Genomic DNA, 14,924 nt, shown 5'->3' with positions numbered 1-14,924 from the left:
CGATGACGGGCGATGACGGCGAGGGGACGAGCGGCATGATCGAGCAGCAGCAGCAGCAGCAGCAGCAGCAGCAGCAGCAGCAGAGGACGGATGCCGGCAGGGTCGTCGCGATCATCCCGGCACGTGGCGGGTCGAAGGGCGTGCCGCGCAAGAACCTGCGCCGTGTGGGCGGTGTGCCTCTCATCGAACGCGCCGTGCGCACGGCGCTGGAGGCCGAGGGCATCGACCTCGTGGTGGTGTCGACCGACGACGACGAGATCGCGGCGGTGAGCGAGGCGGCCGGGGCGCGAGTCGTGCGGCGTCCGACCGCGATCTCCGGCGACACGACGTCGTCGGAGTCGGCCATCCTGCATGCTCTCGACGAGCTCGCCGCCGGGGGAGACCGGGCTGACGTGGTGGCCTTCCTGCAGGCGACATCGCCGTTCATCCCGCGCGAGGCCCTGTCTCGTGCGGTGCGCGAGGTGAGCGAGCGTCGGGCGGACAGCGTGTTCGCGGCCCATGAGACCTACGGATTCCTCTGGGCACGCAGCGCGGATGCCGACGCAGCCGTCGCACTCAACCACGACGCCGCGCGTCGCCCGCGTCGCCAGGATCGCGAGCCGCACTACCTCGAGACGGGCGCGTTCTACGTTTTCCGCGCTGAGGGCTTCCGTGAGGCGGAGCACCGCTTCTTCGGCCGCATCCGCATCGCCGAGGTGCCCGAATGGACGGCGATCGAGATCGACGACGAGCAGCAGCTCCGCATCGCCCGAGCGCTCGCCGCCCTTCACGAGAGCCCGGACCGGGTGCCGGTGCGAGCGATCGTGACCGACTTCGACGGCGTGCACACCGACGACACGGCGACGGTCGACGCCGACGGCATCGAACGGGTGCGGGTGAGCCGGGAAGACGGCATGGGGGTGTCGCTGCTGCGGCGGGCCGGCATCCCGATGCTGATCCTCTCCACCGAGGTCAACGCGGTGGTGCGGGCTCGGGCCGACAAGCTGCGCGTTCCGGTGCTGCACGGCATCGACGACAAGGAGTCCGCGCTGCGCGGGTGGGCCGAGGAGGTCGGCATCGCGCTGGCCGACATCGCGTACCTGGGCAACGACGTGAACGACCTTCCGGCGCTGCGCATCGTCGGCTGGCCGGTGGCGGTGGCCGATGCGCATCCGCTGGTGCTCGAGGCCGCCAGGGTCGTGCTCACGCGCAGGGGCGGCCACGGCGCCGTCCGCGAGCTGATCGAACGGGTGTTGCCCGCCTGACCGGTGCCGGTAACCCTCCTGTCGTTCGGCGTTCACCCCCGGCGCGTACTCAGGAGAGAAGGCCATTTCGACGACCGGAGGAACCATGACTGTCAGCATCGGCTCACGCGTGATCGGCGGCGGTCACCCCGCCTATGTCATCGCGGAGATCGGCCTCAACCACAACGGCGACGTCGACCTCGCCAAGCGCCTGATCGACGTCGCGGCGAAGGCGGGAGCCGACGCCGTGAAGTTCCAGAAGCGCACCCCCGAGATCTCCACCCCCGAGCACATGCGCGATGTTCCGCGCGAGACGCCATGGGGCACCATGAGCTACCTCGACTACCGCCGCCGCGTCGAGTTCGGCCGTGACGAGTACATCGCGATCGGCGATCACGCCACGATGCTCGGGCTCGACTGGTTCGCGTCGCCGTGGGACGTGCCGAGCGTCGCCTTCCTCGAAGACCTCAATGTCGTGGCGCACAAGGTCGCCTCCGCGAGCCTGACCGACACCGAGCTGCTCGTCGCGCTGCGCGAGACCGGCAAGCCCGTCATCCTCTCCACCGGCATGTCGACGATCGAGCAGATCGATCGTGCCCTCACGACCCTCGGCACCGACCGGGTGGTGCTGATGCACGCCACCTCGACGTATCCGCTCGAGCCCGAAGAGGCCAACCTGCGCGCGATCGCCACCCTGCGCGACCGCTACCCCGGTGTTCCGGTCGGATACTCGGGCCACGAGCGGGGGCTGCAGATCTCGCTCGCCGCCGTCGCGATCGGAGCGGTGGCCGTCGAACGCCACATCACGCTCGACCGCACGATGTGGGGCTCCGACCATGCGGCATCCCTCGAACCCACCGGACTCGAGCACCTCGTGCGCGACATCCGCGTGATCGAGATGGCTCTGGGCGACGGCGTCAAGCGCGTGTTCGACAGCGAGCGGGCGCCGATGGCCAAGCTGCGCCGCATCCCGGCATGAGCGGATCCGGCTCGCTGCGGGTCGTCGCGATCGCCGACGCCGACTCGTTCGTGAAATGGTCGGCGTCGCTGCTCGGCAGCGTGCCCGGTATCCGTCCGCACCTGCTGCTCGTGCAGACGCCGCTGACCGCCAGCCTCGACCAGCAGCGGAGTGCGCTGGCGGGCACGGGGATGCTGTCCGACGATGTGACCCGCCTGTCCTTCGCGCGCGTGAGCGCCTGGCTCGAGGGGCAGCGTCCTGACGTCGTGCTGCTCGCCGGCCGCGGCCCGTTCGTTCGCCTGTTGGGCCGGGTCGTCGACGGGCTCACCGTGCGACCGGTCGTCGTCGCCGGACTTCCGGGCATGGCCGTTCCCGCACAGCGCGGTGCCCTCGAGTACCGGCGGAACGCAGATCTGCTCGTCGTGCACTCGCATCGGGAGGAGCGCGCGTTCGCCGAGCTCGGTCGCCGGATCGGCGTGCAGGTGCCGACGGCGCTCGCGACCCTGCCGTTCGCGAGATCCCGATCGCGGATGGTGGCGGCTGATCGGGCACGGGTGATCGCGGCCGAGTCCGGAGGATCGTCCGGAACCCTCGTCGCCGAGAGGCCGGCCGAGCCCCGGGCGGTGCGGATGCCGGCGACCGACATCGTGTTCGCGGCCCAGGCCCTCGTGCCCACCGACCGGGAGGAGCGGGCCGAGATCGCGGCCACCCTCGTGCGCGCGGCCGAAGCGGACCCGAACCGCCGTGTGGTGGTCAAGCTGCGGTCGCGGCCCGGTGAGTCGGAGACGCATCTCGAACGCGACGCGTACCTCGATCTGCTCCCTGCGAGGCGTCCGGAGAACCTCGTCGTCTCGTACGGATCCATGGCACAGGCGCTGTCGACGGCGGCCGGACTCGTCACGGTCAGCTCCACCGCGGCGGTCGAGGCGGTGGCGCAGGGGGTGCCCGTGATCGCCCTCGACTCGTTCGGAGTGAGCAAGAGCCTGTTGAACACAGTGTTCGTCGGCAGCGGTCTGCTGGGCGGGCGCAGCGAGGTCGTGGCCGGGCGCTTCCGGCATCCGCACCCCGTCTGGCTGCGTGACAACTACTTCCACCCCTCGGCCGAATCGACCTGGTGGGAGCACGTCGAACAGCTCGTCGCGCTGCGCCGCGCCGGGGGACTCCCGGCGAAGCGCGTGCCGGCGGCCCGCGGTGGCGCGATGCACGAGGCGTGGCATCGCGCGAGTGTGCTCGGGGCGAACGACCGCACACTCCGCGGAACCGCGGCGCTCGTGGTCGGCGTGCCCGCCACGGCGCTGCTCGGCGCTCTGCGGCGGGGTCGATCGTCGGCGGGCAGCGGCACCTGGGCCGACGCGTCGACCGATTTCACGCTCGAGCCGAACCCCTTCCACGACTCGATCCGGCGCTGAGGGCGCTGCCGACCCCTCGCACGGCTGAGTGCCCTCACGCGGCGGACGGTCGAGGCGCGGCGATCGACGGCGGGTTCGGGTCGTTCCACCGCTGGAAGGTCTGCACCCACCAGAACGTGGCGAACAGGATCAGCGCGACGGCCTCGCCGATCAGCACGACCGGAGTCTCACCGAAGGCCTGACGGAAGAGCAGAGCCACCACCAGCAGCACGAGGTCGGCGATCATCAGCCCCGAGATCCACCGATAGATCGTGCGCTGTCGGGGCGTGGGTGGCGTCTCGTCCGGGTCGAGTGGCCCTCCCGCGTAGAGGATCGGGACGGCTGCGAACACTCCGAAGAACAACAGGGTCGCTGCGAAGTGGATGCTGTTGACCGGCCAGAAGTTGAACGGGAAGTGCTCGTTGACCGCCGGAGCGAATGCGAGCGCCACGACCACGACCGCGGTCACGAGCGCGATGATCGAGACGAGCGTCGCCGAGCGATTCGGGGTGCGGGTGCGGCGACGGATCAGCGCCATCGTGACCACGACCGCCACGACCACCACGGCGTAGACGGCGATTCCCGCTTTCGCGCTTGCGACGGCGTCGACGGGGATGCACTCCTGCGCCGTCGGGCACGGCATCCGGTCGACCGCGCGCGGATCGGCGATGCCCACGGGAACGATCGCGATGAGCGGCGCGAACACCGCGCACACGTCGAGCAGGGTCGTCGCGCGACTGCGTCCTGAGAGCGCGAGCAGGGCCACGGATGCCGCGATCAGGGTGCCGACGAAGACGTCGCGGACCGGTGTGTAGAAGGCATGGCTGATCGAGGGCAGCGGGTTCCAGCCGAAGATCAACGGGTTCCACGACACGACGACGCTCTGCAGCACGACAGCGAGGATCAGCGCGACGACGATGAGAACCAGCGCCAGACGCAGGTAGCGATGCGTCTTCTGTCCGGTCGTGACGGGGGCGTCTGCGGCTGCCATGATCGTGACGGTACACCGCCGGGCCGACGCCGACGTGTGACGCCCCGCGACGGTCCTTGTCATGCGCGGACTCACTCTGTCAATCCCCGCAACGTTCCTGGTCTTCCCGGTCGGGGCCGGGTAGCGTCATTCCCATCGCGGCGATCCGGGCGGTCCCGGGCCTCAGCTCATACCTGATGGCGTTGCGGGTTCGACTCCCGCCGTCGCGTCCACTTCACCGGTGACGCCGTCAGTCCTCGCCGGTGATCCGCGCTTCGACCGGCGCCCATCCGTTCTCGAGCACGGTGAATCCGGCGGCGAGGATCCCGAGCTGGTCGTCGCTCTCGTTGACGAGCAGCTGCATCTGCAGCACGAACCGCGAGTACACGCGGATCTCCGGGGTGGCCAGGGTCAGTCCCAGTTCGACCGCGATCGCATCCGCGAGCGCGTCCTCGTGTCGCAGCCACATCCGGGCGGCGTACTCACGCAGCGCCGGTGTCTCGTTGAGGAACCGCGAGAAGACCTGCGACACCTCCGCGCCGTGCTCGGCGAGGTTCGCGTGCACCTCGGCCGTGTAGAAGTCGTGGATCGCGCGGTTGATGGTGACGCCCGGGGCGCGGTCGCGAACGGCGGAGACGAGCCGGTCCCGCTGCTCGTCGTCCTCGTCGAAGACGAGCGCCTCCTTCTGCGGAAAGTGTGCGAACACCGTCGTCGGGGAGACGTCGGCTGCGTCCGCGACCTCGCGGATGCTGACGTTGTCGAACCCGCGCTCGAGGAACATCATCGTCGCGACGTCGGAGATGTTCTTGCGCGTCGCGGCCTTCTTGCGCTCGCGGCGACCGATCGGCTCAGCGTTCGTCATGTGTCCACGATATCGCGAACCCGATCCGGAACTGGCTTGACAACAAAACTGGTATTGATACAGTTTCGGAGTGACTTCACTAAACACATCGCTCGCGCGCAGCGACAAGCGCGCCTGGACCATGCTCATCGTGCTGACGATGCTCACCGTCGTCGGCATGACCGTCGTGCTTCCCGTCCTGCCGTTCGTCGTGCTGCAGTACGTGTCGCACGAAGGCGACCTCGCCATCTGGGTCGGCATCCTCGAAGCGATCAACGGCCTGTGCGCCTTCCTGGTCGCCCCCTTCCTCGGTCGCCTGTCCGACCGCTTCGGGCGACGACCGGTGATCATCGCCGCCGCCTTCGGAGCGGCGTTCGCCATGGCGCTGTTCGGCATCGGGGGAGCGATCTGGGTGCTCGTGCTCGCGCGTGTCATCCAGGGACTGACCGCCGGCGACCTTCCGGCCCTCTTCGCCTACCTCGCCGACATCACGCCGCCCGAGAAGCGCGCTCAGCGGTTCGGTCTGCTCGGTGCGCTCTCGGGAATCGGCATGATGATCGGACCCGCGATCGGCGGACTGCTCGCGGCCGTCAGCCTGCAGCTGCCGGTCTTCCTCACCGCAGCCGTCGCCCTCGTGATCGCGATCCTCAGCATCTTCCTGCTGCCCGAGAGCCTCGCGCCCGAGAACCGGATCGAGCGCATCTCGGTGCGCGAGATCCAGCCGTTCGGCGTCTTCAAGGAAGCGTTCGGACGCAAGGAGTTGCGTGGTCTGATGATCGGATTCGGCCTCCTGGCGCTCCCGTTCGGCTTCTTCGTCAACAACTTCAGCGTGCTCGCGCTGGACTCGATCCAGTGGGGGCCGACGCAGATCGGTCTGCTCACGGCAGGCGTCGGCATCATCGACATCCTCATCCAGGGCGTGCTGCTCGGCATCCTGCTTCCTCGCATGGGCGAGCGGGGCGTGATCATCAGCGGTATCGTGGCGCAGGCGATCGGACTGGCCGGGCTCGCTGTCGTCGCGTCGATCTTCGCGCAGCCGTGGGTGTTCATCGTCGGTGCGCTGATGCTCGCCGCAGGGCAGGGCGCCTCGACCGCGGCGATGGACGGAGCCATGTCGAACGCGGTCGGCGACGACGAGCAGGGCTGGCTGGGCGGAGCGACGCAGTCGCTCAACGCCGCGATGAACACGGCGGCCCCTCTGATCGCCGGTGCGCTCTATGTCACGGTCAGCCATGCGGCTCCCTACTGGCTCGGCGTCGCGCTGATGATCGTCGCCGTGATCGTCGTGTCCCGTGCGCACATCGCGAACACGGCGAAGAAGGACGCGCGGACGCACGATGCAGGGGCCGAGGTCGAGACCGACGCGAGGGACGTCCCGGTCGCGGTCACTGACGCCCGCAGCTGAGACGCAGGCTCCGCAGCCGGGGGATGATGGATACATGCCCAGTCCTCATCGCCCCGGTCTGCGGGTCTCGTCGGGTCTCACGATCCCCGAGGCCGAGCTGTCATGGCGTTTCTCGCGGTCGTCGGGCCCCGGCGGACAGGGTGTGAACACGGCGGACTCGCGGGTCGAACTCCTCTGGGATGCCGCGGGCAGCACGGCGCTCACCCCGCACCAGCGGGATCGCCTCCTCGATCGGCTGAGCGGGCGTCTCGTGAACGGCGTGCTGACCATCGCCGCATCCGAGCACCGCGCCCAGCTGCGCAACCGTGACGCTGCACGTGAACGACTCGCGAGCATCGTCGCCGAGGCGCTGCGTCCGCCGGCACCGCAGCGCCGCGCGACCAAGCCGAGTCGAGGGTCGAAAGAGCGGCGGCTCAAGGCGAAGCAGCGGCGCACCGATGTCAAGCAGCTGCGCAGGCGCCCGAGCGACTGACCCGCGCATCGCACCGACAAGGTGAGGTCCGCTTTCGCCACCCGCCCTCTGCGGGCACTCTGAGTTCATGACCGCACTCACCATCGGCACGCCTCTCGACAGCGGGCTCGGAACCGTCACCCTCGATCCGCGGCGCTTCAACCGGCACACCTTCTGGTGCGGCCAGAGCGGCAGCGGCAAGACCTACGCGCTGGGCGTCGTGCTCGAGCAGCTCCTGCTCGAGACCGAGCTGCCGATGCTGATCCTCGACCCGAACGCCGACTTCGTGCGGCTGCAGAGCACGCGGCCGTCCGCGGCCCCGCATCACGCCCAGCGCATCGCGGACTCCGACATCCGGGTGTTCCGCTCGGGGCGCGTCGAGGGCGAGCCGTTGCGCGTGCGCTACATCGATCTGTCGCCGGCATCCAAGGCAGCCGTGCTGCGGATGAGTCCGATCCAGGATGCCGAGGAGTACAACGTCCTTCTCCATCTCGATCAGAACGCGAGGCTGCTCGGCTCGGATCGCATCGTGCCCCACCTGCGCGACGGCGGGCACGACGCCCGCAACAGACTCGCCGACCGCATGGAGAACCTGCAGGTGCTGGAGTGGGAGCTCTGGTCCCGCGGCGAGGCGTCGGTCGTCGACGTGATCGAGCAGCGGCCGCGGGTGACGGTGCTCGACCTCGGCGGATTCGACCACCCCGCCGAACCGAAGGTCGCAGCCCTCGCGGTGCTCGAGCACCTGTGGTCTCGTCGCGAGGAGCGAAAGCCCCTGCTCATCGTGATCGACGAGGCGCACAATCTGTGCCCTCCCGACCCGCGCACCGAGGTCGAGCGGGCGCTCACCGAGCAGCTCGTGCAGATCGCCGCCGAGGGTCGCAAGTTCGGGCTGTGGCTGTTCCTGTCGACACAGCGGCCGACGAAGATCCATCCGAACGTGCTGTCGCAGTGCGACAACCTCGGTCTGATGCGCGTCAACGCGCCGCGCGACCTGGCGGAGCTGGCCGAGGTGTTCGGCTTCGCGCCGGAGGAGGCGATCCGCAGGTCCCAGACCTTCACACAGGGTCAGGCCCTCTTCGCCGGGGGGTTCATCGCCGAGCCGACCTTCGTGCAGATGGGGGAGCGACTGACGGAGGAAGCGGGCGGCGACGTCTCGGTGCCGCTCCGCTCGACCCCGTAGCGCCACCCCTCGGGCGCGGGATCAGCTCGCCGTGAGCGCGGGGAACGACCACGTGCCGTCCAGCACTTCGGGTCGAGGTCGGTAGAGACGCACCAGGTAGTTCCACCCTTGCGTGAGGGGAAGCACGTTGGGCAGTGCGGGGTCGCCGCCGAAGCGCACGGTGATCGACCCGTCCGGATCCCGCACGCCCGTCACGCTGTTGACGCTGTATGCACCGGCGTCGTTCGGAGCGAAATAGCCTTCCGCGTCGTACAGCGAGACGGACCAGAAGCCGTCCACCGGCACGTCGCCGACCCGCAGCGTGTACTCGCCGACCGGGAGCCGGGGATCGACGTTGATGTAGAAGGCCTCGTTCTCGGGCAGACCGCCCCAGGCGGCTGCGGTCCCGAGAAGGTGCCGCACGGGGTCGACGTCCTCGGCTCGACCGAAGCAGCGCTCCAGACCGCCGAGGCCCTTCGCGAGGGTGAGGATCGCCTGGCGGGTCTCGGCGAAGCTCGATTCGTCGTAGGCCGGCGCAGCGAACTCCCGCGCGCCGGTCGAGCTCACAGCGAGTTCGTCCTGCAGGGCGTTCACGATCGAGACATCGTCAGGATCCTCGGAATCCACCAGGATGCGAGTGGCCGCGAGCACGAAATCGGAACCGAGGTCTTCGGCCGAGAGCGAGTGGACGCCGGGGTCGTGCAGCACCCGGTCGATGTAGTGGCCCTCGTTCACCAGCATCACCGAGACGTACCGGTCGCCGGCATCCGGCACGGTGATCGTCGCCCCTTCGGAGATGTCGATGATCGCAGCGCTGTAGAGGGTGTCGCGATTCATCCTGATCACGGTCTGCTGGTCGATCGGCGTGGGCACTCGATAGTGGTTCCACCGGTTGGAACCGCCGGCCGACGCCGCGATCGCGGCGAACATGCGGGCGGTCTCGATCTCGGCGAAGTTCGCGAACGTGACGGGAACGGAGGTGTCGGTCATGGCTTCATCCTGGCGCTGCCGGTCTCGGCGAGCGCGGAATCATCACCTCAGGAAGGTGAGGCCTCAGTCCTTGCTGCCGCGCACCAGCTCCAGCCCCGCTCCCGCGAACTGCCTCAGCGTCGCATCCGGCAGGAACGCGCGGGTGAGCGCTGTGCCGATCGCCGCGAGATCGCTCTCGTCGCGGAAGAGCAGATACATGGTCTCGTACCGTGGGTGGAACTTCTGCTTGAAGCGGTGCAGCGAGCCGAAGCCGTACACGGGCTCGAGCGCTTCGGCGAGGCGTTCGCTGAGGACGGCGATGATGCCCGCGTCCGGCGGATAGTCGTGCGCGAGCGGAGCACCCGAGAGCGACATGATCTCGGCACCCTCCTCGGAGAACTGCTTCGCGGACGAACCGATCAAGTACTCCATGACGGGTGCGAAGCCGCCGTCGCGGCGGCGCATCAGGTCGAGCGTCCAGCCGCGCACGACGCCGCCTTCGCCATAGACCGGCAGCCACGAGAGGAAGCCGTCGACGTCACCGTTCGGGGCGATCGCGAGAGCGAGTCGCACCTCGCGGTCCTCCGCCTCATCCAGCGTGCCGAGAGTGAACCGCATCTCAGGCAGGTCCTTGTCACCGACCCATGCCTCGGAGATCGCACGCAGCTGCTGCCGTACGCCCCACGATTCGTCCGCCAGGCGCGTCATCCGGAAGGTCATCTGCTCGCGCCCCGCCCGATTGAGAGAGCTGCGCACCGAGTTCCAGCGCTTGCCGGTGAACTCCAGACCCGGCAGGTCGACGATGGTGTCGTCGGCGACGACCAAGCTGCGCCAGCCGGCGGGCACAGCGGCCCGGGTGGCGTCGTCTGCACTGAAGAAGCACGGGACGAGGCCTGCCAGCTCCGCCGTGCGGATGAACTCCGTGACGGCGACCGCGCGGGATGCGGGCGGCCCGATCGGATCCGCGAGCGCGAGCGCCACACCGGCCCGTCGCTGGTAGGCGACGATCCCGGCATCGCTGCGGGCGTAGCTGTTGCCCTCCCAGGTCGTCATCCACGACAGGGTGCCCCCGCCGTGCGCGCGCAGCTCGGTCTTCACGTCGTCGACCGTCGGAGCCGGCTGGATGCCGAGGAGAGACTTGCGCTTCGCCCGGAACGCGCGGCGCACGGCGATCAGGTAGACGAGCAGGATCACCCAGAGGAAGCCGTTGGCGAGCGCGAGCTCCGTCTCGCCGTCCCACCGCAGATCGATCTGCGCCTGCGAGAACACCGTGATGAGGATGAGGACCAGCGCTGCGACCAGGATGTTGAAGAGACCGAGCAGCATCACGAGAACCCACGCCCAGCGACGGCCGCGCAGGAGTCCGTTCACGAGCACCACGATGACGACGAGGTCGAGCGCGAGGTCGATGAACCCTCCCGACGCGGGCTCGGTCGGGCCGAACGGGCCGTCGGTGGCGACGAGAGTCGTGATGATCTCGACCGCTCCGAGCACCATGAGCGAGATCACGGCGATCAGACGCTGCTCTCGCACCGTGGTCCGCTGCACACGCAGGGTGCGGTCGACGACGAGGATGAGCAGCACCGCGAGCAGGTGCTCGAGATCGGCGACCGCACCCCAGAACAGCATCGCGATGAACACGAAACCGAGCAGCAGGAGCCAGCCGCGCACTCGCCATGGCGGGCGGAAGAGCCCGATCGCGGCGGCGATGCACGCCATGGTGCCGCCAGAGGCGCCGACATCGAGCGCCTGGGCCTGCTCCTGAGCCCAGGCCCAGGGAAGTTGCGAGGCGACGAACAGGACGAGCGCGGTGGCGAGGATCGCGAAGAGCTGTCCGACCCAGTAGTACGCGAGGGCGACCCTGGTGCCACGTCGGTATTCGAGATACGCCATGCCCCAGAATCCCGAGATCGTGAACAGGTACACCCACGGCTCGTTGACGAAGAACGTGCCGGTGAGCGGCGTCCACCACATCCCCTGCGCGAGGTTGGGCAGGCCGTATGCGACGGTGCCGAACAGGTCGGTCTTCTCGAACGGGGTCCACAGGCCCTGCCAGATCACGCCGACGGCGAGGATCACAGCCACCATCGTGAGGGTGGCAGGAATGCGCCGCAGTACGGCGGCGACGGGATGCGATGTGGGGGTTCGCGCCTCGGTCATGCGCTCAGCGTAGCGACCGACCGTCGCCTTCCGGAGTGGAACGTCGTGGCGCGTGATGGCTCCATGCCCAGCGGTAGCCGACGCCGCCGAACGTCATGAAGCCGGCGGCGAGCACCAGTCCGGCGACGATGCCGAGCGCGATCGCCCCGGCGAAAGCGCCGCCACCCGCGATCACGGCCGAGCCGACGAGCATCCCCACGACGCAGGCGTTCACGACGATCAGCAGCATGACCGAGCTGCCGAGCAGGATGCTCAGGCGACGGGGACGGAGGAACGAGTACGTGCGCTTCATCCCCGGTTCATCGTCGTGCGGCGAGGCGAGGAAGACATCGGCGACCTCCGGATCCAGGTCGACGTACGCGCCGCGGATGCGGTTCATCGCGACGACGTACATCATGTCCTCCTCCGACACGTTCATCACGCGCACCTGGGTCATGAAGCCGATGACCGCGAGGAACGCGAGGATCGCGAGCGACGCGCCGCCGAACCACCCGCCGAAGTCCGACGCCTGCCCCAGCAGTCCGATGGTCACGAGTCCGGCGGAGACGAGGGTCAGGAAGATCGTGATGCGCGACAGCACCTCGCTCTGCGCGGTGCTGCGGGCGGCGAGAAGCCCCCAGTGCTCGGTGGCGAGAAGCTGCGCACGGCGGCCCAGCACCGCATCCGACTCCCCGCTCGTCCGTGGCGGCGCGACATCGTCGTGCGGCCCTGCCGGCCCCTCCGCAGGCACGGGCTGCTCCACGGAAGCGCCCTCGTTCATATCGGTATTGTGCTCCTGCATCCGACTCTCCGAAATGGGTTCATCGGCACGCACACCCGGTCGACGCTGTCGCTCGGCGTCGATTCCGCGTTGGATGGAGTCATGTCCGCGCACCGATCCGATCGCTCCTCGACGACACGTCGGCGCGCATCCATCGCGTCGATCACGGCGAGCGTCGCCCTGCTCGCTGCCTGTGTGGCGCAGCCGACGTCGACGTCGGCGTCGGGGGCGGAGTCGTTCACGGAGGATCTCGACGCCCCCTGGTCGATCGCATTCCACGGCGACGTGCCCCTGGTGAGCGAGCGCGACACCGCCCGCGTGCTCGAGATCGCCGAGGACGGCGAGGCGCGCGAGGTCGACGTGATCGACGGGGTCTCGCCGGGTGGCGAGGGAGGCCTGCTCGGGCTCGCGGTGCACGACGGCGAGCTCTACACGTACGTCACCGCCGACGACGAGAACCGGGTCGAGCGGCGGCCGATCGTCGGAGACGCCGGTGCGCTGTCGCTCGGACCCGCCACCACTGTGGTCGACGGCATCCCCGCCGCGGGAAATCACAACGGCGGGCGCATCGCGTTCGGCCCTGACGGGATGCTCTACGTCACGACGGGCGATGCCGGCGACCGCGACAGTGCGCAGGATCTCGACGCGCTGTCGGGCAAGATCCTGCGCCTCACTCCCGCGGGTGAGGTGCCCCCCGACAACCCGTTCGATCAGTCGCCCGTATACAGCTACGGACACCGCAACCCGCAGGGCATCGCCTGGGATGCCGAGGGCACGATGTATGCGAGCGAGTTCGGACAGGACACCTGGGACGAGCTCAACGTCATCGAGGCCGGCGGCGACTACGGCTGGCCCCAGGTCGAGGGGATCGCCGATGACGACGAGCACATCGATCCGGTGCAGCAGTGGAGGCCCGACGAGGCGAGCCCGAGCGGCATCGCTGTCGTCGGCGCGGACATCGTGATCGCCACGCTCCGCGGCGAGCGGCTGCGCGTCGTGCCACTCGATGACCTGACCTCCGGCACCGAGCGGTTCGTCGGGGAGCTCGGCCGGCTGCGCGACGTCGTCGCCGGACCGGACGGCATGCTCTGGGTGCTCACGAACAATACCGACGGACGCGGAAGCCGCTCGCCCGGCGACGACCGCATCCTCCGTCTCGCCGCCGACTGACGGCAGCAGCCCGACGCGGGCCGCCGCTCAGGCGAAGCCGTCGACTCCCGTCGCGGTGACCGAGAGCGCCCACAGCCGCTCGGCGGCCTCGGGATCGATCGCCCAGTGCTTCACGCCGCCGGTCGTCATGTCCGTGTGCTCGGGCGGGACGATGCCCTTGATCGAGCAGTCCTCGCAGTACGCGCCGCTGAGATCGGCCAGCTCGGGAGCCGTCGCGGCCCAGAGACCCGTCGACGCCCCCTCTGCCGGAGTCTTGAAGCGCGGGTTCGGCGTGCCGTCCTCGTCGATCCAGCCGCGTGAGATCAGCTCCTCACGGGGCACGTGCCGCTGCAGGTCGGTCATGATCCCGCCCGGGTGCACCGAGAAGGCGAGGATGCCGCGGGCCGCGCCACGACGGGCCAGCCCGACGGCGAACAGCGCGTTCGCCGTCTTCGACTGCCCGTAGGCGACCCACGGGTCGTAGGGCGTCGTCTCGAAGTCGATGTCCTCGAATCGCACGGGGGAGCGGAAGTGCCCTCCCGAGGAGTAGGAGACGACGCGAGCGCCCTCCGGCAGCAGTTCGGCCACTCCGTTGACCAGGGCGAAGTGGCCGAGGTGGTTGGTGCCGAACTGCGACTCGAAGCCCTGCGCGGTGTGACCGAACGGGGTGGCCATGATGCCGGCGACATCGAGCACGAGATCGATCGGGCGTCCGTCGCGACGGACGGTCTCGGTGAACGCTGCCACCGAGTCGAGGTCGCCGAGGTCGGCGCTGCGGACGTCGACCGCGTCGATCCCTGCGAGCGCCTCCTGCGCGGCGTCGAGACGACGCGCAGGCACGATCACGTGCACTCCGGCATTCGCGAGCGCACGCACCGTCTCGAGTCCGAGTCCCGAGTACCCGCCCGAGACGATCGCGGTCTTGCCCGAGAGGTCGACCCCGGCGATCACCTCGGCCGCAGTGGAGCGGTAGCCGAACTCCGAGGCGAGGGGCTGCTGACGGGCGATCATGTCGAGAGGGGGGAGTGCATCTGTCATGCTCCGACCGTACGATCTAGAGTGCACTCGAAGTCAAGGAGGAGTCCTCGTGGAGGATGTGATCGACACGACGCGCACGTTCAGCATCGGCGAGCTCGCCCGTCTGGTCGGCGTGAGCGTGCACACGCTGCGCTGGTACGAGGCAGAAGGGCTCTTCCCTCGCGACGTGCCGCGCACCCCCGGCGGTCGGAGGGTCTACGCGCACGACTCGCTCGCGTGGCTCGCGCTGCTGGCGCGACTGCGCGAATCCGGCGCCCCCATCGCCCTGCTGCGTGAGTACGCCGCCCTGGTGCGCGCCGGCAGCGGCAACGAGGCCGAGCGTCTCGCCCTGCTGCGCGCGCACGAGCGCTCTCTCGACGCGCAGATCGAGACGCTGATCGCCTGCCGTCAGGTCGTCAGCGCGAAGGCGGGCGCGTACCAGGAGGCGCTCCTCGCCCGAGGACTCCTCTGACG

The 14,924-nt window shown here is 69.3% G+C and carries 14 protein-coding genes and 1 tRNA gene; 9 read left to right on the top strand and 6 right to left on the bottom strand.

Translation table 11 applies throughout. The features are described from left to right. Positions 1–2 precede the first annotated feature (2 nt). The 3 genes from BMW26_RS13445 to BMW26_RS13435 all read left to right on the top strand — a co-directional run bounded on the left by BMW26_RS13445 (position 3) and on the right by BMW26_RS13435 (position 3,590). Positions 3–1,244 carry an acylneuraminate cytidylyltransferase gene (locus tag BMW26_RS13445; protein ID WP_232224467.1) on the top strand — a complete coding sequence of 414 codons (1,242 nt, stop codon included), beginning with the start codon at positions 3–5 and terminating at the stop codon, positions 1,242–1,244. A gap of 85 nt (positions 1,245–1,329) precedes the next feature. Continuing rightward, on the top strand, positions 1,330–2,202 hold the full coding sequence (locus tag BMW26_RS13440) for an N-acetylneuraminate synthase family protein (protein ID WP_056279662.1): 873 nt from the start codon (positions 1,330–1,332) through the stop codon (positions 2,200–2,202). Next, positions 2,199–3,590, top strand: a complete 1,392-nt coding sequence (locus tag BMW26_RS13435; RefSeq protein WP_072591706.1) for a DUF6716 putative glycosyltransferase — start codon at positions 2,199–2,201, stop codon at positions 3,588–3,590. The genes BMW26_RS13440 and BMW26_RS13435 overlap by 4 nt, the downstream gene beginning before the upstream one ends. Positions 3,591–3,624: 34 nt before the next feature. Here the strand turns inward: BMW26_RS13435 and BMW26_RS13430 are convergent, their stop codons facing one another. Further along, positions 3,625–4,560 carry a hypothetical protein gene (locus BMW26_RS13430; RefSeq protein WP_072591705.1) on the bottom strand — a complete coding sequence of 312 codons (936 nt, stop codon included), beginning with the start codon at positions 4,558–4,560 and terminating at the stop codon, positions 3,625–3,627. A 136-nt stretch (positions 4,561–4,696) separates the two neighbouring features. Between BMW26_RS13430 and BMW26_RS17640 the strand changes: the two genes are divergently transcribed. Continuing rightward, positions 4,697–4,772, top strand: a tRNA-Met gene (locus BMW26_RS17640). A 17-nt stretch (positions 4,773–4,789) separates the two neighbouring features. Here BMW26_RS17640 and BMW26_RS13425 read toward each other — a convergent pair. Continuing rightward, positions 4,790–5,401, bottom strand: a complete 612-nt coding sequence (locus tag BMW26_RS13425; RefSeq protein ID WP_056279668.1) for a TetR/AcrR family transcriptional regulator — start codon at positions 5,399–5,401, stop codon at positions 4,790–4,792. 70 nt (positions 5,402–5,471) lie between these two features. Between BMW26_RS13425 and BMW26_RS13420 the strand changes: the two genes are divergently transcribed. The 3 genes from BMW26_RS13420 to BMW26_RS13410 all read left to right on the top strand — a co-directional run bounded on the left by BMW26_RS13420 (position 5,472) and on the right by BMW26_RS13410 (position 8,416). Beyond that, complete coding sequence (locus BMW26_RS13420; RefSeq protein ID WP_232224466.1) at positions 5,472–6,785, top strand: MFS transporter; 1,314 nt, start codon at positions 5,472–5,474, stop codon at positions 6,783–6,785. Positions 6,786–6,819: 34 nt separating this feature from the next. Then, positions 6,820–7,257 (top strand): alternative ribosome rescue aminoacyl-tRNA hydrolase ArfB, encoded by a 438-nt coding sequence (arfB, locus tag BMW26_RS13415; protein WP_072591703.1) that lies wholly within the window; start codon positions 6,820–6,822, stop codon positions 7,255–7,257. A 67-nt stretch (positions 7,258–7,324) separates the two neighbouring features. Further along, positions 7,325–8,416, top strand: coding sequence for an ATP-binding protein (locus BMW26_RS13410; RefSeq protein ID WP_072591702.1), 1,092 nt, complete (start codon positions 7,325–7,327; stop codon positions 8,414–8,416). Positions 8,417–8,437: 21 nt separating this feature from the next. Here BMW26_RS13410 and BMW26_RS13405 read toward each other — a convergent pair whose 3' ends face one another. The 3 genes from BMW26_RS13405 to BMW26_RS13395 all read right to left on the bottom strand — a co-directional run bounded on the left by BMW26_RS13405 (position 8,438) and on the right by BMW26_RS13395 (position 12,284). Further along, a complete protein-coding gene (locus BMW26_RS13405; protein ID WP_072591701.1) occupies positions 8,438–9,385 on the bottom strand; it encodes a DUF1214 domain-containing protein in 948 nt (315 codons plus the stop codon). A 63-nt stretch (positions 9,386–9,448) separates the two neighbouring features. Further along, a complete protein-coding gene (locus tag BMW26_RS13400) occupies positions 9,449–11,524 on the bottom strand; it encodes a bifunctional lysylphosphatidylglycerol flippase/synthetase MprF (protein WP_072591700.1) in 2,076 nt (691 codons plus the stop codon). Positions 11,525–11,528: 4 nt separating this feature from the next. Beyond that, positions 11,529–12,284 (bottom strand): hypothetical protein, encoded by a 756-nt coding sequence (locus BMW26_RS13395; RefSeq protein ID WP_150115106.1) that lies wholly within the window; start codon positions 12,282–12,284, stop codon positions 11,529–11,531. Positions 12,285–12,386: 102 nt separating this feature from the next. Between BMW26_RS13395 and BMW26_RS13390 the strand changes: the two genes are divergently transcribed. Continuing rightward, positions 12,387–13,454, top strand: coding sequence for a PQQ-dependent sugar dehydrogenase (locus BMW26_RS13390; protein WP_083569457.1), 1,068 nt, complete (start codon positions 12,387–12,389; stop codon positions 13,452–13,454). Positions 13,455–13,481: 27 nt separating this feature from the next. Here BMW26_RS13390 and BMW26_RS13385 read toward each other — a convergent pair whose 3' ends face one another. Beyond that, positions 13,482–14,471, bottom strand: coding sequence for an oxidoreductase (locus BMW26_RS13385; RefSeq protein WP_157557438.1), 990 nt, complete (start codon positions 14,469–14,471; stop codon positions 13,482–13,484). A gap of 49 nt (positions 14,472–14,520) precedes the next feature. On the opposite strand from BMW26_RS13385, the gene BMW26_RS13380 reads away from it, so the two are divergent. Further along, positions 14,521–14,922 (top strand): MerR family transcriptional regulator, encoded by a 402-nt coding sequence (locus BMW26_RS13380; protein ID WP_072591699.1) that lies wholly within the window; start codon positions 14,521–14,523, stop codon positions 14,920–14,922. The last annotated feature ends 2 nt before the right edge of the window (positions 14,923–14,924 follow it).

It is taken from the genome of Microbacterium sp. 1.5R (assembly GCF_001889265.1).
Lineage (GTDB): Bacteria > Actinomycetota > Actinomycetes > Actinomycetales > Microbacteriaceae > Microbacterium.
This window is presented reverse-complemented; position numbering and strand designations above follow the sequence as displayed.

Coding starts and splice junctions, on each gene's coding strand:
- BMW26_RS13395 (WP_150115106.1), bottom strand. CDS start 12,284: ATGAACGAGGGCGCTTCCGTGGAGCAGCCCGTGCCTGCGGAGGGGCCG.
- BMW26_RS13400 (WP_072591700.1), bottom strand. CDS start 11,524: ATGACCGAGGCGCGAACCCCCACATCGCATCCCGTCGCCGCCGTACTG.
- BMW26_RS13430 (WP_072591705.1), bottom strand. CDS start 4,560: ATGGCAGCCGCAGACGCCCCCGTCACGACCGGACAGAAGACGCATCGC.
- BMW26_RS13390 (WP_083569457.1), top strand. CDS start 12,387: ATGTCCGCGCACCGATCCGATCGCTCCTCGACGACACGTCGGCGCGCA.
- BMW26_RS13425 (WP_056279668.1), bottom strand. CDS start 5,401: ATGACGAACGCTGAGCCGATCGGTCGCCGCGAGCGCAAGAAGGCCGCG.
- BMW26_RS13410 (WP_072591702.1), top strand. CDS start 7,325: ATGACCGCACTCACCATCGGCACGCCTCTCGACAGCGGGCTCGGAACC.
- BMW26_RS13385 (WP_157557438.1), bottom strand. CDS start 14,471: ATGACAGATGCACTCCCCCCTCTCGACATGATCGCCCGTCAGCAGCCC.
- BMW26_RS13405 (WP_072591701.1), bottom strand. CDS start 9,385: ATGACCGACACCTCCGTTCCCGTCACGTTCGCGAACTTCGCCGAGATC.
- BMW26_RS13440 (WP_056279662.1), top strand. CDS start 1,330: ATGACTGTCAGCATCGGCTCACGCGTGATCGGCGGCGGTCACCCCGCC.
- BMW26_RS13435 (WP_072591706.1), top strand. CDS start 2,199: ATGAGCGGATCCGGCTCGCTGCGGGTCGTCGCGATCGCCGACGCCGAC.
- arfB (WP_072591703.1), top strand. CDS start 6,820: ATGCCCAGTCCTCATCGCCCCGGTCTGCGGGTCTCGTCGGGTCTCACG.
- BMW26_RS13445 (WP_232224467.1), top strand. CDS start 3: ATGACGGGCGATGACGGCGAGGGGACGAGCGGCATGATCGAGCAGCAG.